Raw genomic sequence first — 19,751 nt, 5'->3', positions numbered from 1 at the left:
TGGGGTGGGACCATCGGCCTAGCTCAAGGACGACGGCCCCACTCGCTGCGACTGGCGAACAAGTTCGCAAGTCTCGCTGCCCTCCCCTGAAGGGGAGGGCGTGTTCAAATCAGCGCCCCAGCAGCCCGCGCGCCTGCCCCGCAAGGTGCGACAGCATCGCGCCATTGGGGGTCGGGATCGTCCGCGCGCGGTCGACGGTGGTGCGGAACTGCGCGACGCGCGGCGCCTGTTCGCCGAGCCATGCGGTCACCGCCTTGTCGAGATCGTCACCCTTCAGTCCGGCAAGGAAGCCCAGCCGCATCTGCTGGAAATCGCGCGCGAGGCTGTTGACCAGCAGCCGCTCCCACGGGTCGGTCGGGCTCATGTGCGCGGCGAGCGTCTGCGCCCAGTCGAGCCCCAGCGCTTCGCCCAAATGGGTGAAGGCGTGGGTCACCGCGACCTCGTCGTCGCCGCGCCGTTCGGCGAGGTCGACGATGCCGATCGCGCCGTCGAGCTTGAACAGGCGCACCACCGCGGCGGCGAGCGCCTCGGGCGCGCCGGCGTCGAGGAGCTGCTGGCTCAGCATGTCCCACTGGCGCCGCACCGATTCGCTGAGCAGCCCGTCGACGCGCGCGGTCAGCCGGTCGACACCGGGTTCGAGCCGCGCGACGAGCGATCCGGGCTGTGCGCCGGTCGGCGCGACGCGGAGCAGGTCGGCCATCTGCGAGGCCATCGCCGACGCGGCCTGGCTGAACAGCGACAGGCGGATCGCCTCGTCGATCTTCGCGGTGTCGAGCGCTTCCCAGATCTCGCGCATGTCGAGCAGCTTTTCGACCGCCACGAAAGCCGCGGCGACGTCGGCGAGCGAGCAACCCTCCTCCTCGACCAGTTCGAAGGGATGGACGACGCCCATGCGGTTGACGATGCGGTTGGCGAGCTTGGTCGCGATGATCTCGCGGCGGAGCTGATGCTCGGCGATCGCCTTCGCATAATCCTTCTGCATCTCGGCCGGGAAGGCCGCGGCAAGGTCGCCGCCGAGCGACGGATCGTCGGGCAGGTCGCTCGCCTCGATCGCGTCCTGCAATGCGAGCTTCGCGGTCGACAACAGCACCGCGAGCTCGGGCCGCGCGAGCCCGCGCCCCTCCTGCGCACGGCGGAGCAGTTCGTCGTTGACCGCCAGCCCCTCGACCTTGCGATCGAGCCGGCCGCTGCTTTCGAACGTCTCCATCAGCCGCACCAGCGACGGCACCGCGCCCGCGCCGCCCTTTTCGGCGATCGACAGCGCAAGCGCCTGGAGGCGGTTGTCCTCGAGCACCAGCGCCGCGACATCGTCGGTCATGCGGACGAGCAGCGCGTCGCGATCATCCTGCGCCAGCCGGCCCTCGATCATCTCGCGGTTCAGGGCGATCTTGATGTTGACCTCATTATCCGAGCAGTCGACGCCCGCGCTATTGTCGATGAAGTCGGTGTTGATGCGCCCGCCGCCCTGCGAAAAGGCGATGCGCGCCGCCTGCGTGACGCCGAGGTTCGCGCCCTCGCCCACCACCTTGACGCGCAGATCCTCGGCATCGACGCGCAGCGCGTCGTTGGCGGGGTCGCCGACCTCGGCGTTGTTCTGGCTCGCCGCCTTCAGATAGGTGCCGATGCCGCCGAACCAGAGGAGGTCGACCGGCGCCTTGAGGATCGCCGAAATCAACCCCGCGGGGTCGATCTCGTCGACATTGAGGTCGAGCATCGCCTTGACCTCGGCGGTGAGCGGGATGCTCTTCTGGCTGCGCGGAAACACCCCGCCGCCTTTCGAGATCAGCTTCTTGTCATAATCGTCCCAGCTCGACCGCGGCAGGTTGAACAGCCGCTCGCGCTCCTTCCAGCTCTTCGCCGGGTCGGGATGCGGATCGAGGAAGATGTGGCGGTGATCGAACGCCGCGACGAGCTGAATCGCTTTCGAAAGCAGCATGCCGTTGCCGAACACGTCGCCCGACATATCGCCGCAGCCGGCGACGCGGACCGTGTCGGTCTGCACGTCGACCCCCATTTCGGCGAAATGGCGCTGGACCGAAACCCATGCACCCTTGGCGGTGATGCCCATCGCCTTGTGGTCATAGCCGTGCGATCCGCCGCTCGCGAAGGCGTCGCCGAGCCAGAAGTCGCGCTCCATCGCGAGGCCGTTGGCAACATCGGAGAAGGTTGCGGTGCCCTTGTCCGCCGCAACGACGAAATAGGGATCCTCGCCGTCGTGGATCACCACGCCCTTCGGATGCACGACCTTGCCAGCGACGATATTGTCGGTGATCGACAGCAGCGAGCGGATGAAGATGCGATAGCATTCGGTCCCTTCGGCGAACCAGGCGTCGCGGTCGAGCGCCGCGTCGGGGAGCGCTTTGGGATAGAAGCCGCCCTTCGCGCCGGTCGGCACGATCACGGCGTTCTTGACGCGCTGCGCCTTCATCAGTCCGAGGATTTCGGTGCGGAAGTCGTCGCGGCGGTCGGACCAGCGCAGCCCGCCGCGCGCGACCGGGCCGGCGCGCAGGTGGATGCCCTCGACGCGCGGCGAATAAACCCACACCTCGCGCCACGGCAGCGGCTTGGGCAGCCCCGGCACCTTGCTGCTGTCGATCTTGAACGCCAGCGCCTCCTCGGCGGCGGGCGCGAAGGCGTTGGTGCGCAGCGTCGCGCCGATCACCGCGTTGAACAGGCGCAGGATGCGATCGTCGTCGATCGACTTGATACCGGCGAAGCCCGCCAGGATTTCGGCCTCGAGCGCCGCAGCGCGCTTCGCGTCGCGCGCGGCCGGGTCGTGGAGCGCGCGGAAACGCTCGACCATCGCCGCGGTCAGCGCGGGCGCGTGGCGCAGCGCCGCGACGACGGTGTCCATGCCATAGCTCGACCCGCCCTGGCGCAGATAACGGAACCAGGCGCGCAGCCAGACGATCGCCTGCGGATCGGTCTGCGTCACCAGCACCAGCTCGTTGAACGCGTCATTCTCCGCCGAGCCCTCGAGCACCGCGGCGATCGCGGCCTCGATCACCTCGGCATGCGGCAGCAGCGTCGTCTCGTCGACCGCGGGCGGCACCCGCAGCGTGAAATCGTGGATGAAGGCGGGCTGTTCGTCCTCGCCCGCGACCGGCCGCCCATAGTTCAATGCGGTCGGAATCTCCTCGAGCACCTCGAAACCGAAATGTTCGAGCGCGGGGACGACGTCGGACAGCGCGAGCGCGCCCGACGCGCTGTAGACCTTGAGCCGCAGACGGTCGTCGCCGTCGAGACTCTTGAGCGCCAGCCGCACCCCGCGCGGATGCTCGGCGTCGAGGTCGCGCAGCCGCAATATGTCGCGCGCCGCCTCTTCGGGGTCATAGAGATTGCGATAATTGGGCGGGAAGAGCGGCGCGAAGCGCGAGGCGAGCGCCGCCGCGCGGCCCGCGTCGCCACGCTTCGCCAGCGCGGCCTCGACCTCGGGCTGCCAGCCGCGCACCATCTGTTCGAGCATGATGCCCAGCGTCTCTTCTTCGGGGAGCACGCCCCCGCTCCGGAGATCGAGCGTGTAGCGCAGCAGCGCGGCGCCGCCGTCTTCGAGCACCATCGTCCAGCCGATGACCCCGGCGCGCGCCTCGCGCGCCAGCATACCCTCGATCGCCAGCCGGCGGCCGGTCGACACCTCGTCGCGCGGCAGCCAGACGAAGACGAACAGATGCCGTCCCAGCGCGCCTTCGACCATCACCAGCTTGGGACGCGGCCGGTCGGTGATCGACATCGAGGTCAGCGCGAGCCGTTCGAGCGAAGCGGCGTCGAACGAAATCAAAAGGTCGTGCGGCAGCGCGGTCAGCGCATGCGCAAGCGCCTTGCCGGCGTGACCCGCGGGGTCGAAGCCGAACTTGTCCATCAAGCCCGCGAGCTGCGCGCGCAGCACCGGCACCTGGCCGGGGCGCGCCGACAGTGCGGCGCTCGTCCACAGCCCGGCATGGATCGACAACCGCTCGACCGTCTTGCCCTTCAGCTCGGGGACGATGACGAGGTCGAGGAGCACGCGGCGGTGCACCGCCGACAGCCGGTTCGACTTGATCAGCAGCGGCCCGCGCCCTTCGTTCCGGTCGAACCAGGCGAAGGCGGCGTCGAGCGCAGCGGGCGACAGCAACGGGTTGTTGCTCGCGGCGCAAATGCCGAGCGCGTCGCTGGCCTTGCCATTGCGGCCGCGCCATTCGTGGCCGAGCTGCGTCATCGCGCCGCCTTCGAACCAGCGCAGCAGCTCGGCGCCCTCGTCGTCGGTGCGCATCGCGGCGTCGGCGAGCATCGCGGCGCGCATCGCCTTCCAGTCGGCGACCGCGGCGCGGACGTCGGCAAGCGCGCCTTCGATCGCGTCGAGCAGGCGGCGGCGCGCGCGCGCATCGCCGCGTTCGAGCTCCATGTAGATGACCGATTCGCGGTCCCTGGCGCCCTTTTGCGGCGCCCCGGCCTCCGTGAGATGACCCCTGGCGTCGCGGGTCGCCGAAACCACCGGGTGCAGGATGCGGTGAACGACCAACCCCTGCGCCGCGGCGACCTGCGAGGTCGAGTCGACGAGGAAGGGCATGTCGTCGTTGACGATCGCGAGGCGCATCCGCCGGTCGGTGCCGTCGGCGGCCATCGGTTCGAGTTCGAGAACGGGCGTGCCGGGGGGGCGATCGAGCGCCGCGGCGGCGATGAACTTGCTCGCGTCGGCCAGCGCGGTTTCGTCCATATCGTCGCCCTCGCCGGGGAGGGCGCTGCCGCGCAGTGCGGCGAGATAAGCGGACTGGATTTTCTTGGGAACAGCGGGGACGGAAGCGACGGACGCATCCGATTCCGGTCGGTTAGGCATAGGGGGCAGCATCCCGGTCCAAAAAGCGGGCCTGTCACCGACGATCGGCGGGCCGTTCGCTGCGGCCCCTATGCGCCTGCCCGGCGCGCGGCTCAAGACCTCGCGCTCCCTTTTGCGCAAATATATTTCAAACCTCGGTTCGTCTGTTGCGCTGCAACAAAGGCGCGGCTCAGCCGCCCGGCGTGATCGGAACCGCCTTTTTCGCCAGCCGCGCAACCAGCGCCGCGTCATCCGCCGCCTTGGCGACGATGCCGATATGCCCGCCGGGCATCGCGCGCGCGATCAGCACGACAAATTCGGCGTCGCCTGCGTCATGTTCCAGGATCACCGCCGGATGCGCACAGCGCAACGCGTCGAGCGTGGTGCCGGCGGCATCTTCCTCGGCGGCGGGCTTGCGGCGCGCGCGCGCGTCCTTGACCAGCCCCTTGAGGCCGCCGGGATAGCGGTCGAGATAGGTGGCGAGCTGGCCGCGCCCCACCCCTTCCGCGCGCGCATGGCCGAGCACGCACGCATATTCGGCGAGCCGCGTCTTGTCGTAATTCGCGCCGAAGACCAGCTTGACCACCGGCGTCATCGGCGCGCGCTCCTGCGCGCTAAGCCCGGCATCCTCGAGCAGCGCGGCGAAGGCCTCGGGCTGCGCTTCGGCGACCAGCGCGAAATCCCACGCCTTGCCGACCGCCTGATAGAGCGCGCTGCGGCTGCGGCTGTCGGCGGCGATCGCGCGCTCGGCGGTTTCGCGCGCGGCGGCAAGCCAGTCGGCGAGTTCGGCGTCGTCGCCCGGCTCCCCGGAGGATAGCGTGGCGATGCTTTCCGGCTCGAGATCATCGACCAGAGAGTCGAGCGACGCGAAGCCCGGCGCCGCGTCGGCATCGATATGCCCCGAATCGGGGCCGTCGGCCCACAGGGGCATCGGCGCTGTCAGCGGCGCGGCGCTGCGCAGCGCCTGGTCGACCGACAGTTGCAGCTCCGCTTCCTCGTCGGCGGGAGCCGCCTCCTTCCAGTTGATGACGCCCAGGATGAAATCGATCGTGTCATCGTCCGACGAAAAGGGCAGCAGGATGCCGCGATACATGATCGTCACGCCGCGGTCGTTGACGAACTCGGCCTCGAAACCGATCGGCGCGCGGTTGGCGATGATCTGAAGATAATGGTCGGTCAGCCGCGACAGCAGCGAGCGGCCCGGAATCTGGCTGATATAATGGACATCTTCGTCGATCTGCGATTCGGCGCGCAGCCGATCGCCGAGAAAGGCGATCGCGGGGTTTTCGATCCCCGCGGTGAAATCGAGCAGCACCGAATGCGGGCCGAAGTCGCCGGCGCGGTCGAGGTCGAGATCCTCGACCGAGGGATAGGCGCGGTCGGCGAGCAGCGAGGCCCAATAATTATAGGCCCGGACCTGCATCCGCCGTTCGTCGACGCCCACCGCCACGGGTGCGTCGATGCCGCCGTCATCCTGGCCGTGGCTGCCCGAAAGCAGTCCGCGCATGCTGTCCATCAATCATCCCCAGTGGCAAACATCGGACGATGTCATGCCCCAGGAGTGGTAAAGGCGGCGTAAACGATGCGGTTTCGGCCAAATGCGGGGCCGGTATGCCCCCTCCTCTGAAGAGGAGGGGCTTAAAGCGCATCGCATCGACCCGAGCCTCAGCGCACCCGCCATTTCGCCGGCATCTGCTCCGCCGGGCACCAGCGCCGCGGCGCCTCTGTGTCCTGAATCGTGAGTTGGATGCGCGTCGGCGACAGGATGTTCATCTCCATTCCCCATTCCGGAAGAAGAAGGGCCTTGCCCGACCGTTCGACCTTGCCGAGCGGGCCGATGAAATTTTCCTCGTCGCTGCCCGGCGCGCCGCCGCCGCGGACCAGCCCCAGCCGCTTGCCGTCATAGAAGAGCGCCTCGAAGCTCGGCTGCGCGCAGGGCTCGCTTTCGGACACATAATAGCCGGAAAGGATGCCGAGCGGCGCCACGGGCTTCTGACCCGCCGCCTGCGCGCTCGACTCCGCCCCCGCGGCGCTGTCGCATTGCTGGCGGAGCGAACGGATCGCCGCGGTCGATCCGGCGAGCGATAGATAGCTCAGCTCCTGCCACTCGTCGCCGCCACTGGCGCTCGCGATCAGGTCGAGCCCGGTGTCGGCGCCGATCAGCAGCCCCTCGACGCCGGGGTCGATCGTGCCGCTGAAATCGCTCTTGCCCGGTTCCTGAACCAGTATCTGAGTTGCGTCATAGCCGCCCTCGCTGCCCGCGAAATTGACAAGCAGCGGCTGGCCGGCGATCGGCAGCGAAAGCTGCGGCTTGGGCACGAGCGTCATATAGACGCCCCCGCCCGGCTGGCAGCGCAGCCCGAGCGCCGCGAATTCGGGATGGCCGGTCGTCGCCGCGACCGCGCCGGCGCCGCTTCCGCCGAACTGCCAGCGCGCCTCGTGCTGCGGCGGCATGTCCGGACTGCCCGCCGCGGCCTGCCGACGCTGCTCGGCCGCATAATCGGCGTCGGTCCAGCGGTAGCGCTTGACGAGATCCCATTTGCGCCCGTTCCAGGCGAGCGTCTCGACGCAGGCTTCAGCACCCGCACCGCCGCAGGCGGTTCCGTGGATGGGTATTTCCAGCCCCTTGCGCCCGCGCCCGAGGTCGGTCGCGCTCCATCCACGCACATTGTCGCCGAAGATTTCGCGCAGCCCCTTGGGGCCCGACCCGAGGATCGAGATCATGCAGCCCGCCGTGCCACACCACGCCGAATAGCCGGCGTTCGAACAGCGCGTCGCGGCATATTCGAGCACCCAGTCGGACTTGCCGTCATTGGTCAGCTCGGTCTCGGTGGCGAAGGCCGCGCGGTCGGCGATGAACTTGCCGCCGCTCGCGCGGCATTCGGCCTTCAGGTCGTCATAGGCCGCCTGCACCTCGCGCGGCCACGCTTTCGCCGGCGCCGTGGCGGGTGCGGCGGCCGCCTGGACCGACCAGGCGGCGAGCGACAGGAACGCGAACGGGATGCGCACGGCTATGATCTCCCCGAATAATTGGCCGCGGCCGGACCCGAGGGGGTCGCGGCCCCGGATCCGGCCGCGGCGTCGACGACGGGCGCTGCGATCGCAGGCCCCTCGCCCCCCACGGAAGCCCCTTCGATCGCCGCGCCGTCGCGCGAACGCGCATGCCCGGCTTTCGCTTCGGCGATGATTTCGTCGGCCTTGCGGCGCACCGCGGCCATCAGTTCGCGGCGCTCGCGCATCTTCCGGCCATGGACGACGAGGCCCCAGACGAAGACGCCAAGTGCGATCACCGGCGCGAGGAAGAACAGCACGAAGCTGCCGGGTATCGCGATCAGTATCGCGGCGAACAGCGCCGGCTTACGCGACGGTTTCTTGTCGAGCGGCCATTCGAGGCGATAGTCGGGTGCATAGGTCGTGCCCGTCTTGTGGTTGTGATAGGCGATATTATAGCCCCAGTTCGGACGCGAACTGACGCGGATCACCGAAACGCGCTGCCCCTCGCGAACGGCGAAGCCACCGCCCTTGATCGTCACCTCCTCCTCGTCGTCGTCGTCATATTCCATGAAGAAGCGCAGCACTTCGGTGCTCGTCGAGGAGACGCTGACCGTCGGCGCGGAGACATGGCCGCTGCCGTTGTGGAGATAACCGCCGCCGCCGCTGCTCGACGCGTGGACGCGCGTCTCGGACCAGTTGCCGACGCCGCAGACGGTGCCCGTGCGATAGCAGCCATGCACCTCTTCGATGCTGCGGATAGGTGGGGTATCGTCGCTCATCTCGTACCTCCCATTGCCCGAAGGGCGTTCAGCCCCTGGCGAGCGGATTGCGGATCAGGCCGAACCCGGCGGCGATCAGTCCCGCTCCGGCGAGCAGCAGCAGCCAGACGCCGAGGCCGATGTGGATCTGGCTCGCCATCATGTCGCGCGCCATCTCGGGGACCGCCGACAGGATCGCCGATTTGACGAGAAAGACGAGCAGCGCCGCGATGATCGCCGCGGCTCCGGTGACCAGCATCGGCAACCGCTCGGGCTTGCCCGCCCACGCCGCCCAGCAGAGCCACAGCGCAGCGAGCGGCGCGATGAAGCGCAGGATGAGCAGCGCGCTCAATCCGCCGAGCCCCGAATCGCCGCCGCCGCCCATCATGCTCGCCATCCGCGCTGCGCCTTCGAGTTCGGCCACCGCATCGCCGAGGCCGATCAGGCTGACGCTCTTCATCGGCGAGCTCAGCGCGTTCAGGAAACAGGCCAGCAGTATGACGAGCGCAAGCGGCACCGCGAGCGACTTGGTGAACAGCTCGGTCGCCCGCGCGCCGCCAGCCGAACCCGACAGGCCCGACAGGTCGACATTGATATTGCCCAGCGCCGCGAGCGCAGCCCCGCCGACCGGATAAATCTCCCTCGCCGCGCCGCCCTCGCTTTCGAAATCGACCGCGACGCCTGCCGCGGGCGGCTTGTCGCCGCGCCAGTCGGCGCGGGTGAAGCGATGGCGCGAGCCGTCCTCGGCGGAGATCGCCCCGCTGCCGTCGGCTTCGCTATACCCCAGGATCTTGCCTTTCATCGTTCCGCCCTCCCTCAGACCGAACCGCCGCACGCCGCGCGCACCGCGTTGCGCAGCGGGTAATAGCTGTCCTCATATTCCTGCCGGATCGACTCGACCGCCTGGCGGTCGGCGGGATCGACCCCTGCCGCGCGCAAGAGCTGATTGTTCACCGCCTCGCGGTCCTGCGGCGCGGGCTTCATCGGCCAGCGCAGCGCCGGGAAGGCGACCTTGACCCGGTCGGGGAGCCCGTCGTCGAGCTGCGAGGCGATGCACGAGCAATCCTTGCCCGGGTCGCCATCCTGCGCGCATTCGGCCTCGACCATCTTCGCGAAATCGGACTGGCCGCATCCGGCCAGCGCCACGCCGGCGCCCCCCGCGAGCAGCAGCGAAAAGAGAATGTGGTGCCGTTTCATCGTCGAACCTCCCCAAATCCGGCCACCGCCGGCTGAACAGGGGAAAGCTAATTCGAGCCCATCCTCAAAGTCTTGATAGGATTCTCAAGAATTTCTAAAGTCGCATTTCACCGGGGGGTTGCAGGGCATGTCGACTACTCATTCGTCGCGGCGGCGACGGCGCCTTTGGCGCTTTGCGAGCGCGGAGTTCGACGAGGCGAGCTGGGTGCTGCGCGTCGGCGGCGCGCCGGCCGCGGTCGAGGGCAAGCCGCTCGAAGTGCTGCACGAACTGCTGCTGCGCGCGGGCGAGGTCGTGACCAAGGACGAGATTCTCGACGCTGTCTGGCCGGGGGTCACCGTCGTCGAAGGCTCGCTCGCCACCGCGGTCTCGAAACTGCGCAAGGCGCTTGGCGAAACGGGCGACGCGGTGATCGCCACCGTCGCACGCGTCGGATACCGGCTGGTCGCGCCGGTCGAGGTGACGAGCATCGACACCCCGCTCGCGCCGCGCTTCGCCTTCGCCTCGGGCGACGCCGTCCCCGCGCGCAAGGCGTGGCAGCTCGAACGGCCGCTCGGCGACAGCGGCAGCGAGGACGTCTGGCTCGCGCGCCAGACCAAGACCGGCGAAGCGCGCATCTTCAAATTCGCCGACGCCCCCGACCGGCTGCGCGCGCTGAAGCGCGAGGCGGCGCTGTCGCGGCTCGTCTTCGCCGCGCTCGGCAAGGCGGCGCCGCTGCCGATGCTCCACGAATGGAATTTCGACGCGCCGCCCTTCTTCCTCGAATATGCGTGGGGCGGACGCGACCTCACGGCCTGGGCGGAGGACGCCGGCGGCCTCGCCGCGATTCCGATCGAGGACCGGCTCGCGGTCGCCGCGATGATCGCGCGCGCGGTCGCGGGCATCCACGGCGTCGGCATCCTCCACAAGGATCTGAAGCCCGCCAATATCCTGATCGACGAAGTCGACGGCAATTCGGTCGTCCGCCTCGTCGATTTCGGCAGCGGCCGCCTTCTCGACGATGCGCTGCTTGCCAGCTTCGACATCACCGACCCCGGCTCGCTCGACGCCGATCTCGGCAAGGACGAGCCGCGTTCGGGCACCCTCGCCTATCGCGCGCCCGAGCTGATCGGCGACGCGGTGCCGACGGTGAAGAGCGACATCTATGCGCTCGGGCTGATCCTCTATCAGCTCGTCGCCGGCGATTTTTCGGCGACTCTCGCGCCAGGCTGGGAAAACAAGGTCGCCGATCCGCTGCTGGAGGACGATATCGGCCGCGCCGCGGCAGGCACGCCCGACGCACGGCTCGGCAGCGCCGCCGAACTTGCCGACCGGCTGGATCGTCTGACCGAGCGCCGCGCCGCCGCCGCGCGCGAGGCCGAACAGGCCGCCTTCCTCGCCGAGCAGAAGCGGCAGGACGAACGCCGCGCCGCCCGCCGCCCATGGGTGCGCGCCGCCGCCGCGAGCCTGATCCTCGGGCTCGTCGGCACCTCGGCCTTCGCCGCCTATGCGGTGAAACAGCGCAACGAGGCGCGCGCCGCGCAGCGGATTTCGGAAGCAAGCTACCGCTTCCTCGCCGAGGATGTGCTCGCAAGCGTCGACCCCGCGCACGCCGACGCCGCCGAGGAAACGCTGGTCGCGGCGGTCAACCGGGCGGGCGGCACGATCGCGGAGCGTTTCGAGGATCAGCCGCGAATCGCGGGCTATCTCTACGCGACGCTCGCGCGCGCCTTCGACATGCGCTCGGACTATGCCGACGCCTTCCGCTATTATGAGGCGGCCGAGCGCAGCTACGACCGCGCCGGGACATCGGGTGCGCCCGATGGCGTCAACGTGCGACTGCAGCATGCCTCGGCGCTCGCGCTGTCGACCCAGCCGGGCAGCCTCGACACCGCGCGCGGCATGATCGCCGCCGCCGCGAAGACGATCGCCGCGAAGGGCATCGACAGTCCCGAAACGACCGTCTGGCTCGAATCGGCGCGCGGCATGGCCGCGCTCGCGGGCGAAGACGTCCCCGGCTCGCGCGATCATTTCGGCCGCGCGTGGCAGGCCGCGCGGACGCAGCCCGACCTCTTCTCGCCGCGTCAGATCGTCAATTTCGGCCAGCGTCACGCCTTCGCGCTGATCCGCCTCGGCGACGGCGCAGCGGCCGAAAAGGCGTTCCGGCCGCTCGTCGCCGAGATGACGAAGCTCGTCGGCCGCGACCACCCCGACACGCTGTTCCTGCGGCTCAACACCGGCCAGGCGCTGATGGTGCAGCAACGCTATCCCGAGGCGATCGCCGCCTTCGATATGCTGTTGCCGGTCATGGAAAAACGGCTGGGCCCGAACCATCGCTATACGCTGCTGCTGCTCGCGGCGCGCCAGCAGTCGCTGGGCGGGGTCGGCCGCTATGCCGATGCGGCGGCCGACGGCGAGCGCGTCTGGCGCGCCGCCTCGGCCAAGGACGGCCCCTCCTCCTTCGCCGCGGTCGCGGGGCGCACCGACACCGGTATTTCGCAATGCCGCGCGGGGAAGCTCGATCAGGGCATCGCGAACATCCGCGCCGCTCGCGCCGCGCTGACCACCGGCGAAACGCTGGCGCAGGCGATCGACGCAGCGCTCGCCGACTGCCTGATCCAGGCGCATCTTTATGTCGAGGCCAAGGCGCTGCTTCGGACGGTCGACCCCGCGAAGGTCGCGCAACTCGTCGGCGATCCCCATTATGACGCGCTCGTCGACCTCGCGTTCGCCGAGATCGCGCTGGGCGAGCGCAACATGGTCGAGGCGCGGCGCCTGTTCGCCAAGGCCGGCCCCGACCTCGCCGAAACGCAGGATCGCTTCGTGCAGGACCGGATCAAGGCGCTCGAAGCGCGGCTGGCGTCCTGAGACTGGCTCGGCGAATTCCAGATATTAACCGCATCCCCGAGCGAAGACGAGGGGCCCGTTCGAGCGAAGCGAGAACCCGCATCACCGCTGCCTCGACTTCGCTCGGCAAAGCCCTTCGTCTTCGCTCGGGGATACGGTAAGCATGTCCTCTGGCCTAAAGAGGCGAGTCTAACCTCCCGGCTGCAAGCGGATGGCCGCGCCGCCACCGGGGGCTAGCCACAGCTTGTAGGTGTCGCCCTTCTTCACTTTGATCGTCTCATAGGCGATCTTGTGCCGCGCCTCGGTCAGATAGGTCGCGCCCTCGCCGTCCTTCCAGATCGTCGCGGTGTAGCTCTTGCCCGGATCGAGGAAATCGAACGTCAGCGTCAGCGTGCGCGCGGTCGCGTCGTTGACCCCGCCGACATACCAGTCGGCGCTATTGCGATCCTTGCGCGCGAAGATCGCATAGTCGCCGACCTCGCCCGCGATCAGGTGGCTCTCGGCCCAGTCGGCAGGCACCGCCTTGATGAATTCGAGCTCGCGCGGGTGCGCTTCCAGATTCTCGATGAAGTCGGCCGCCATCTGGATCGGCGAATAGATGGCGAGATAGAGGCCGAGTTGCTTCGCCAGCGTCGAGGCGAGCGGCACGTCCTGCGCGCCCTTCAGGCTCAGCACGCCCGGCGTATAATCCATCGGCCCCGACAACATCCGCGTGTAAACCAGCGTCGGAACATGGTCGGGCCCGTTCGCGAAGGCGCCCCAGGCGTTATATTCCATCCCGCGCGCGCCCTCGCGCGCGACCCAGTTGGGGTAAGTGCGGCGCAGCCCGGTATCCTTGACCGGCTCGTGCGCGTTGACCGCGATATGATATCTGGCGGCGGTCTCGACGACCTTCAGATGATGCTCGACCTGCCGCTGGCCGTCGTGCCATTCCATCGCGATCGTTCCCGGCGTCGCGCCCGGCGCGATGATGCCGCCCGCATCGGCGACATAGCCGGTCTTGACCGCCTTGACCCCGAGCTTGCCGTAGAGCGCTATCGCGTCCTCGAGCTGCGCTTCGTAGTGCGCGATATTGCCGCCGGTCTCGTGATGGCCGATCAGCGTCACGCCCTTTTTCCGCGCATAATCAGTGACCGCCTTCAGATCGAAATCGGGGGTCGCCTCGGTGAAGCTATATTCGTCGCCATGGCCGAACCAGTTGCCGTTCCAGCCCTTGTTCCACCCCTCGACGAGTACGCCGCCGAAGCCGTTCTTCGCCGCGAAATCGATATATTGCTTGGTCCGCTCGGTCGTCGCGCCGTGGTTCGGCCCCTCGGCCCAGCTCCACGGCCCGCGGATCATCCCCCACCAGATGCCGATATATTTCATCGGCTTGAACCAGCTGACATCGCCCAGCTTGTTGGGTTCGTTGAGGTTGAGCTCGAGGTCGTTCTCAACCAGACCCGCGGCATCGTCGGCGATACGGATCGTCCGCCACGGCGTATGGAAGGGCAGGTCGCGCACCACGCGCGGCCCACGCGACGAGGGCGCCAGCGTCGCGCGGAACTTGCGCCCCTCGACGCGCTTCAGCCACATGCCCGAATAGTCGACGAGCGCGGCCTCGTGGAACGCCAGATGCGTGCCGTCGTCGAGGCGCATCGTGATCGGCGTGTGCGCGGTCGCAACCGCGTCGATCGGCGTCTTTTGATAGATCTGCTCGTAGCGGTTCCACTCGCCGCCGGTGATCCACCAGGCGGTGCCCTCGGGCGCGATATCGAATTCGGTGATCTCGTCGGCGATCTTCGCGGTCTTGAACCCCGCCTGCTCGGGCAGTTCGTAGCGGAAGCCGATGCCGTTATCGAACAGGCGGAAGCGCAGGTTCATCGCATGGCCGCCCCAGCTTTCGTCCTGGCGGAAGCGAACGAGCAACTCGTTATAATGGTCGCGGACGTAGCGGCGCTCACCCCACGGCTGCTCCCAGCTGTCGTCGCCGCTCGCGCGCTCGGCGCCTTCGATCGCGAAGCCGCGCTGGAGCCCGACGCCGTCGGTCAGCAGGAAGCCGAGCTTCGACGGCGCGATCAGCAGCTTGCCCTTGCGCGACAGCGACCATGTCGGGCGCGCGTCATTGTCGGTCGTCACGGTCAGCACGATGCTGCCGTCGGGCGAGGCGAGCGTCTGCTGCGGGCGCGCCTCCTGCGCGAGCGCGGGCGTCGCGGCGAGAAGCGCGAAGGGGGCCAGAAGCACGGGGAGAGCGGGGCGGAACATCGAAATCATCCTTCCATCTGAAGCCAGAGCGCGCCGCAGGGCGGGAGCAGGGCGGGGTCGGCGCCGCTCAGCGCCACGAGCGGGGTGCCGTCCGCGCCATGCGCGGCAAGGTCGATCGTATCGCCGCCGAGGTTGAAGAGACAGCGGATCGTCTCCCCCTCCGCGATCCGGTCGAACGCGAGCAGGTCGCCCTCGGCGATCCAATGCGCGTTGCGGCCGCGGCGCAGCGCCGGATGCGCGGCGCGCAACGCGACGAGGTGGCGGGTCAGCGCAAGCATCGACGCGGGATCGGCCTGCTGCCGGTCGACCGCGAGCGCGGCATGGTCCGCGCCCAGCGGCAACCAGGGATCGGCGTCGGAGAAGCCGGCGTGCGGCGCCTCCGCCGCCCACGGCAAGGGTGTGCGCGCGCCGTCGCGCGACAAGGTCAGCGGCCAGTTCTTGCGCGCTTCGGGATCCTTGACCAGTTCGAAGGGGATCTCCACCTGGTCGAGCCCAAGCTCCTCGCCATTATAGAGGATGATGTTGCCGCGCAGCGCGCAGAGCAGCGCCATCTTCATCCGCGCATAAGCCGCGGGGTCGACGCCCTCGGGGGTCCAGCGCGACAGCGCGCGCGGCGCGTCGTGATTCTCGAACGCCCAGCTCGGCCAGCCGACCCCCGGCGCGTCGGGCCAGCTCTCGGCCGCCTCGCGCACGAGTTGCGGGGTCAGGCGGTCGGCATAGAGGAAATCGAAGCCATAAGCGCTGTTCAGCCGCCGTTCGCCCGCGGTGAACAATTTCATCTCGCGCGCCGCGTCGTCGCCGCCGACCTCGGCGACGGTGAAGCGGCCCTCATATTCGTCGGTCAGCGCGCGGATGCGTTCGAGGAACAGCGGAATGTCGGGGTGCGACTGGTTGTAGATCTTCTGCTGGAAATCAAACGGCCGGGTGCGCGGCTTGTTCGACTGCGGCGCCGGCGGATTATCGCGAAGCTCGGGGTCGTGCATCGAGAAGTTGATCGCGTCGATGCGGAACCCGTCGACGCCGCGCTGTAGCCAGAAGCGCACGACATCCAGCAGCGCATCCTGCACGTCGCGGTTGTGGACGTTGAGCTGCGGCTGCGAGCCGAGAAAATTATGGAGATAATATTGGCCGCGCCGCGCGTCCCACGTCCAGGCGGGGCCGCCGAACACCGATTGCCAGTTGGTCGGCGGCGACCCGTCGGGCTTGGCATCGGCCCAGACATACCAGTCGGCCTTGTCATTATCCTTGCTCGCGCGGCTGTCCGCGAACCAGGCGTGCCGGTCGGAGGTGTGCGCGAAGACGAGATCGGTCGTGACCTTCAGCCCCAGCGCATGCGCGCGCGCCACGAGCGCGTCGAAATCGGCGAGCGTGCCGAAGATCGGGTCGACATCGCAATAATCGGCGATGTCGTATCCGAAATCGTCCATCGGCGAGGGGTAGAAGGGCGAAAGCCAGATCGCGTCGACACCGAGCGAGGCGACATGGTCGAGCCGCGCGGTGATGCCCGCGAGGTCGCCGATGCCATCGCCGTTCGAATCGGCGAAGCTGCGCGGATAGATCTGATAGATCGCCGCGCCCTTCCACCAGGGATGCTGCGCCCGATGGGCGGAGGGCGGCAGGGGAGAGAGTTCGTTCATCGGGCTTCGCAGATCATATATCCGAGCGGTGGCAGGTTGATGGCGAGCTGCCCCGGTGCGGCGGTCGCGGCCGGGCAGTCGCCATAAAGCGAAATGTAGCGGTTCTTAGCGGGATCGACGGCGACCTTGACGCTCAGCGGCGCGTTCGAGGTGTTGAACGCCAGGACAATTTCCTCCCCCGACGCCGCGTCGATGCGCGACACCGCGAACAGCCCCGGTTTCTCGGCATAGCTGCGGATGAGCTGCCGCCCGCGGCGCAGCGCGACATGATCCTGCCGCAGCTTCGCGAGCCGCGCGAAGGCGCGGTAGAGCGGATGGTTCGGGTCGAAATTGCTCTCGGCGGTCGTCGCGTCGGTGCCGATCAGGTCGTTGTCGTTGTAGACCGCAACCTTCGACGCGAACATATCCTCGCGCGCATCCTGGTCGCCGCCGTCGCCGGTGAACCCCTGTTCGTCGCCCGAATAGAGGACCGGCACGCCGCGCAGCCCCAACAGCATCGCATGCGCGAGTTCGACGCGGCGCAGCATCTCTTCGTCGCTGGCGCCCGGGAAGGCCTTGCGGGCATAATGCGCGAAGCGGCCGAAATCATGGTTGCCGGTGAAGGTCGGAAGCTGGAGCGCGACCCCGTCGTCGCCATAGAGCGGATCGGCCGAGAACAGCTTTTCCAGCCAGTCGGGCGCGCGGGCCCCGCCCACCACGTCGCGGATCGCCGCGAAGAAGGGAAAATCGAGGCTGGCGGGCAGCCCCGCGACCCGCGTGCCCTGCGCGGTGATCACCGGGTCCATGTCGCCCGTCGCATATTCGCCGAAGATATGGAAATGGGGGATGCCGTTCTTCGCCGCGCGGTCGAGCATCGCGGGCGCGAAGACCCGCCAGAATTCGGGGTTCACATGCTTGGCCGTGTCGATGCGGAATCCGTCGACCTTATAGGTGTCGATCCAGTCGCCATAAATGTCGATGAATCCCTGAACGACGCGAGGGTTTTCGGTCATCAGATCGTCGAGCCCGACAAAATCGCCCATCGTCGCGCTTTCGCCGGTGAAGGTCGAATTGCCGCGATTGTGGTAATAGATCGGGTCGTTGAGCCACGCCGGGACCTTGATGTCCTTTTCCTGCGGCGCGACCTTGACCGTATAGGCGAAGTTCGGATCGGTCAGCCGGGCGAAATTTTCCGGTGACGAAACATTATCGCCTGCGAAGCCCTCGTTGATCGGCGCCCCGTCGGCGGCGCGGCGCGAATAGGGATAGTCGGCGCGGCTGCGATAGGGGCAGTCATAGCCGTCGCATTCGGTCATCTCGATGACGTCGGCGGTATGGTTGATGAGAATGTCCATATAGACCTTCATCCCGCGCGCATGCGCGGCGTCGACCAGCGCCTTGAAATCGGCATTGGTGCCAAGATGCGGGTCGACCTGCGTGAAATCGGTCACCCAATAGCCGTGATAGCCCGCGCTCTCCTGCCCCTTCGGGCCCTGCACCACCTTGTTCTTGAACACCGGCGACAGCCAGATCGCCGTCGCGCCGAGCGACTGGATATAGTCGAGCCGCCGGATCACGCCCTTCAGGTCGCCGCCGTGGAAAAAGCCCTTGGCGGCCGGGTCATAGCCGGTCGCGAGCCGGTCGCCTTCGAGCCCGCCCTTGTCGTTCGCGGGATCGCCATTCTCGAACCGGTCGGGCAACAGGAAATAGACGACCTCATCCTCGGGCCGCCGCTGGCGATAGTCGTCGGCGGGAACTGCGGCGGGCGCGGCGCCCGCCATGCTCAGCGCGGCGATCGATGCGAAAAGGCTCATGCGATCACTCCTGCCGCGCAATGCTGCGCGATGAAATCGTCATGGGTGGGGAGGCGCGACGCGGCGCCCGCGACGATCGTTTCGATGTCGCCGAAAAAGCCCGACAGCTCCTCGCGGCTCAGCTGGTCGGCCATCGGGTGATAGCCGCGCGGCACGATATTCTGCCCCGTCAGCACCTGGAACCAGCCGATTTCGACGAACAGCTCGTCGCCCTCGCGGACAAGCTGGCCCTGACTTCGGAACAGCGCGATCTTCTGCGCCAGCGTCTCCGGGATCGCCATCTCGCGGCACCGCGTCCAGAAGGGCGAATCGGTTCGCTGGTTGGCGTGATAGTGGAGGATGATGAAGTCGCGGATGCGTTCGTGATCGAAGCGGATCCGGCGGTTATAGGCGTCGATATTGGCGGCATCGAAATCGCGGCCCGGAAAATGCGCCAGCAGCCGGGCGATGCCGTTCTGGATCAGGTGGATGCTGGTCGATTCGATCGGTTCGAGGAAGCCCGAGGCGAGGCCCAGCGCGACGACATTGCCGCTCCACGCCCGCTGCCGCATCCCGGTCCTGAAGCGCAGCGTCCGCGGCTCGGCGAGCGGCCGGCCCTCGATATGGGCGAGCAGCACCGCAGCCGCTTCGTCCTCGCTGATGAAGTCGCTGCAAAAGACATGCCCGTTGCCCGTGCGGTGCTGGAGCGGGATGCGCCATTGCCAACCGCTCTGATGCGCGATCGCCTGCGTATAGGGCCGCGCCGGGCCGGCATTCTCGCTCGGCACCGCGATCGCGCGGTCGCAGGGGAGCCAGTGCGTCCAATCCTCGAAGCCGGTCTCGAGCGCGCCCTCGATCAGCAGCGCGCGAAAGCCCGAGCAGTCGATGAAGAGTTCGCCGTCGATCGCGGTGCCATTTTCCAGCACGACCGCCTCGACATGGCCGGTCTCGCCGTTCCGCCTGACCTCGGCGATCTTGCCCTCGCTGCGTTCGACGCCGGCGGCCTCGGCGATCCGGCGGAGATAGGCCGCGTAAAGCGCCGCGTCGAAATGAAAGGCATAGGCGATGCCGTCGAGGCTGGTGTTCGGGATATGGGGCAGCCGCCCGAAGCGGTTCTGGTGCGCCGCGGTCTCGTTCAGCGAATAGTCGCCGACGCGGCCCGCGACACCCTCCGCCCGCCCGCGAAGCCAATATTGCTGGAACGGCAGCATGCCGAGGCTGCGCCCGATCTGCCCGAAGGCGTGCATATAGACGTCGCCGATCCGGCCCCAGTTCTGGAACTGCACGCCCAGCTTGAACGACCCCCGCGTCTCGCGGATGAACTCGTCCTCGTCGATGCCGATCAGCGCATTGAACAGCCGGATCGACGGGATGGTCGCCTCGCCCACCCCGACCGTGCCGATTTCCTCGCTTTCGACGAGCCGGATCGACAGGCCGTCCATCGTGCGGGACAGCGCCGCGGCGGCCATCCAGCCCGCGGTGCCGCCCCCGACGATCACCACCTTCGTGATGCGACTGTCGCCCACTCTATCC

At 68.1% G+C, this 19,751-nt stretch carries 11 protein-coding genes; 1 reads left to right on the top strand and 10 read right to left on the bottom strand.

The genetic code is table 11. The features are described 5' to 3' along the window. Positions 1-109: 109 nt before the first annotated feature. From ACOTSS_RS00670 to ACOTSS_RS00645, 6 genes are all read right to left on the bottom strand, one after another. A complete protein-coding gene (locus ACOTSS_RS00670) occupies positions 110-4,813 on the bottom strand; it encodes an NAD-glutamate dehydrogenase (RefSeq protein ID WP_448689648.1) in 4,704 nt (1,567 codons plus the stop codon). A 169-nt stretch (positions 4,814-4,982) separates the two neighbouring features. Beyond that, positions 4,983-6,308, bottom strand: coding sequence for a PAS domain-containing protein (locus ACOTSS_RS00665; protein WP_448689647.1), 1,326 nt, complete (start codon positions 6,306-6,308; stop codon positions 4,983-4,985). Positions 6,309-6,457: 149 nt separating this feature from the next. After that, a complete protein-coding gene (locus ACOTSS_RS00660; RefSeq protein ID WP_448689646.1) occupies positions 6,458-7,801 on the bottom strand; it encodes a hypothetical protein in 1,344 nt (447 codons plus the stop codon). Positions 7,802-7,803: 2 nt separating this feature from the next. Next, on the bottom strand, positions 7,804-8,565 hold the full coding sequence (locus ACOTSS_RS00655; protein ID WP_448689645.1) for a hypothetical protein: 762 nt from the start codon (positions 8,563-8,565) through the stop codon (positions 7,804-7,806). A 28-nt stretch (positions 8,566-8,593) separates the two neighbouring features. Then, on the bottom strand, positions 8,594-9,346 hold the full coding sequence (locus ACOTSS_RS00650) for a hypothetical protein (protein WP_448689644.1): 753 nt from the start codon (positions 9,344-9,346) through the stop codon (positions 8,594-8,596). A gap of 14 nt (positions 9,347-9,360) precedes the next feature. Next, on the bottom strand, positions 9,361-9,741 hold the full coding sequence (locus ACOTSS_RS00645; RefSeq protein WP_095386913.1) for a hypothetical protein: 381 nt from the start codon (positions 9,739-9,741) through the stop codon (positions 9,361-9,363). A gap of 127 nt (positions 9,742-9,868) precedes the next feature. Here ACOTSS_RS00645 and ACOTSS_RS00640 point away from each other — a divergent pair, with 127 nt between their 5' ends. Continuing rightward, on the top strand, positions 9,869-12,586 hold the full coding sequence (locus tag ACOTSS_RS00640) for a protein kinase domain-containing protein (RefSeq protein ID WP_448689643.1): 2,718 nt from the start codon (positions 9,869-9,871) through the stop codon (positions 12,584-12,586). A gap of 168 nt (positions 12,587-12,754) precedes the next feature. Here ACOTSS_RS00640 and ACOTSS_RS00635 read toward each other — a convergent pair whose 3' ends face one another. Genes ACOTSS_RS00635 through ACOTSS_RS00620 form a run of 4 tightly spaced genes read right to left on the bottom strand, consistent with a single transcriptional unit; the run spans position 12,755 to position 19,744 of the window. After that, positions 12,755-14,809, bottom strand: coding sequence for a glycoside hydrolase family 97 protein (locus ACOTSS_RS00635; protein WP_448689642.1), 2,055 nt, complete (start codon positions 14,807-14,809; stop codon positions 12,755-12,757). Positions 14,810-14,814: 5 nt separating this feature from the next. After that, positions 14,815-16,446, bottom strand: a complete 1,632-nt coding sequence (locus ACOTSS_RS00630) for an alpha-amylase family glycosyl hydrolase (RefSeq protein WP_448689641.1) — start codon at positions 16,444-16,446, stop codon at positions 14,815-14,817. Next, positions 16,443-18,239 carry an alpha-amylase family glycosyl hydrolase gene (locus ACOTSS_RS00625; RefSeq protein WP_448689640.1) on the bottom strand — a complete coding sequence of 599 codons (1,797 nt, stop codon included), beginning with the start codon at positions 18,237-18,239 and terminating at the stop codon, positions 16,443-16,445. Before ACOTSS_RS00625 ends, ACOTSS_RS00630 begins: the two co-directional genes overlap by 4 nt. Next, positions 18,236-19,744, bottom strand: a complete 1,509-nt coding sequence (locus ACOTSS_RS00620) for a tryptophan halogenase family protein (RefSeq protein WP_448689639.1) — start codon at positions 19,742-19,744, stop codon at positions 18,236-18,238. The genes ACOTSS_RS00625 and ACOTSS_RS00620 overlap by 4 nt, the downstream gene beginning before the upstream one ends. Between the last annotated feature and the right edge of the window lie 7 nt (positions 19,745-19,751).

Source organism: Sphingopyxis sp. NJF-3, from assembly GCF_053514865.1.
Note: the sequence above shows the minus strand (reverse complement) of the source record. Positions and strands in the feature narration are given on the sequence as shown.

Coding starts and splice junctions, on each gene's coding strand:
- ACOTSS_RS00670 (WP_448689648.1), bottom strand. CDS start 4,813: ATGCCTAACCGACCGGAATCGGATGCGTCCGTCGCTTCCGTCCCCGCT.
- ACOTSS_RS00665 (WP_448689647.1), bottom strand. CDS start 6,308: ATGGACAGCATGCGCGGACTGCTTTCGGGCAGCCACGGCCAGGATGAC.
- ACOTSS_RS00655 (WP_448689645.1), bottom strand. CDS start 8,565: ATGAGCGACGATACCCCACCTATCCGCAGCATCGAAGAGGTGCATGGC.
- ACOTSS_RS00650 (WP_448689644.1), bottom strand. CDS start 9,346: ATGAAAGGCAAGATCCTGGGGTATAGCGAAGCCGACGGCAGCGGGGCG.
- ACOTSS_RS00645 (WP_095386913.1), bottom strand. CDS start 9,741: ATGAAACGGCACCACATTCTCTTTTCGCTGCTGCTCGCGGGGGGCGCC.
- ACOTSS_RS00640 (WP_448689643.1), top strand. CDS start 9,869: ATGTCGACTACTCATTCGTCGCGGCGGCGACGGCGCCTTTGGCGCTTT.
- ACOTSS_RS00635 (WP_448689642.1), bottom strand. CDS start 14,809: ATGTTCCGCCCCGCTCTCCCCGTGCTTCTGGCCCCCTTCGCGCTTCTC.
- ACOTSS_RS00630 (WP_448689641.1), bottom strand. CDS start 16,446: ATGAACGAACTCTCTCCCCTGCCGCCCTCCGCCCATCGGGCGCAGCAT.
- ACOTSS_RS00625 (WP_448689640.1), bottom strand. CDS start 18,239: ATGAGCCTTTTCGCATCGATCGCCGCGCTGAGCATGGCGGGCGCCGCG.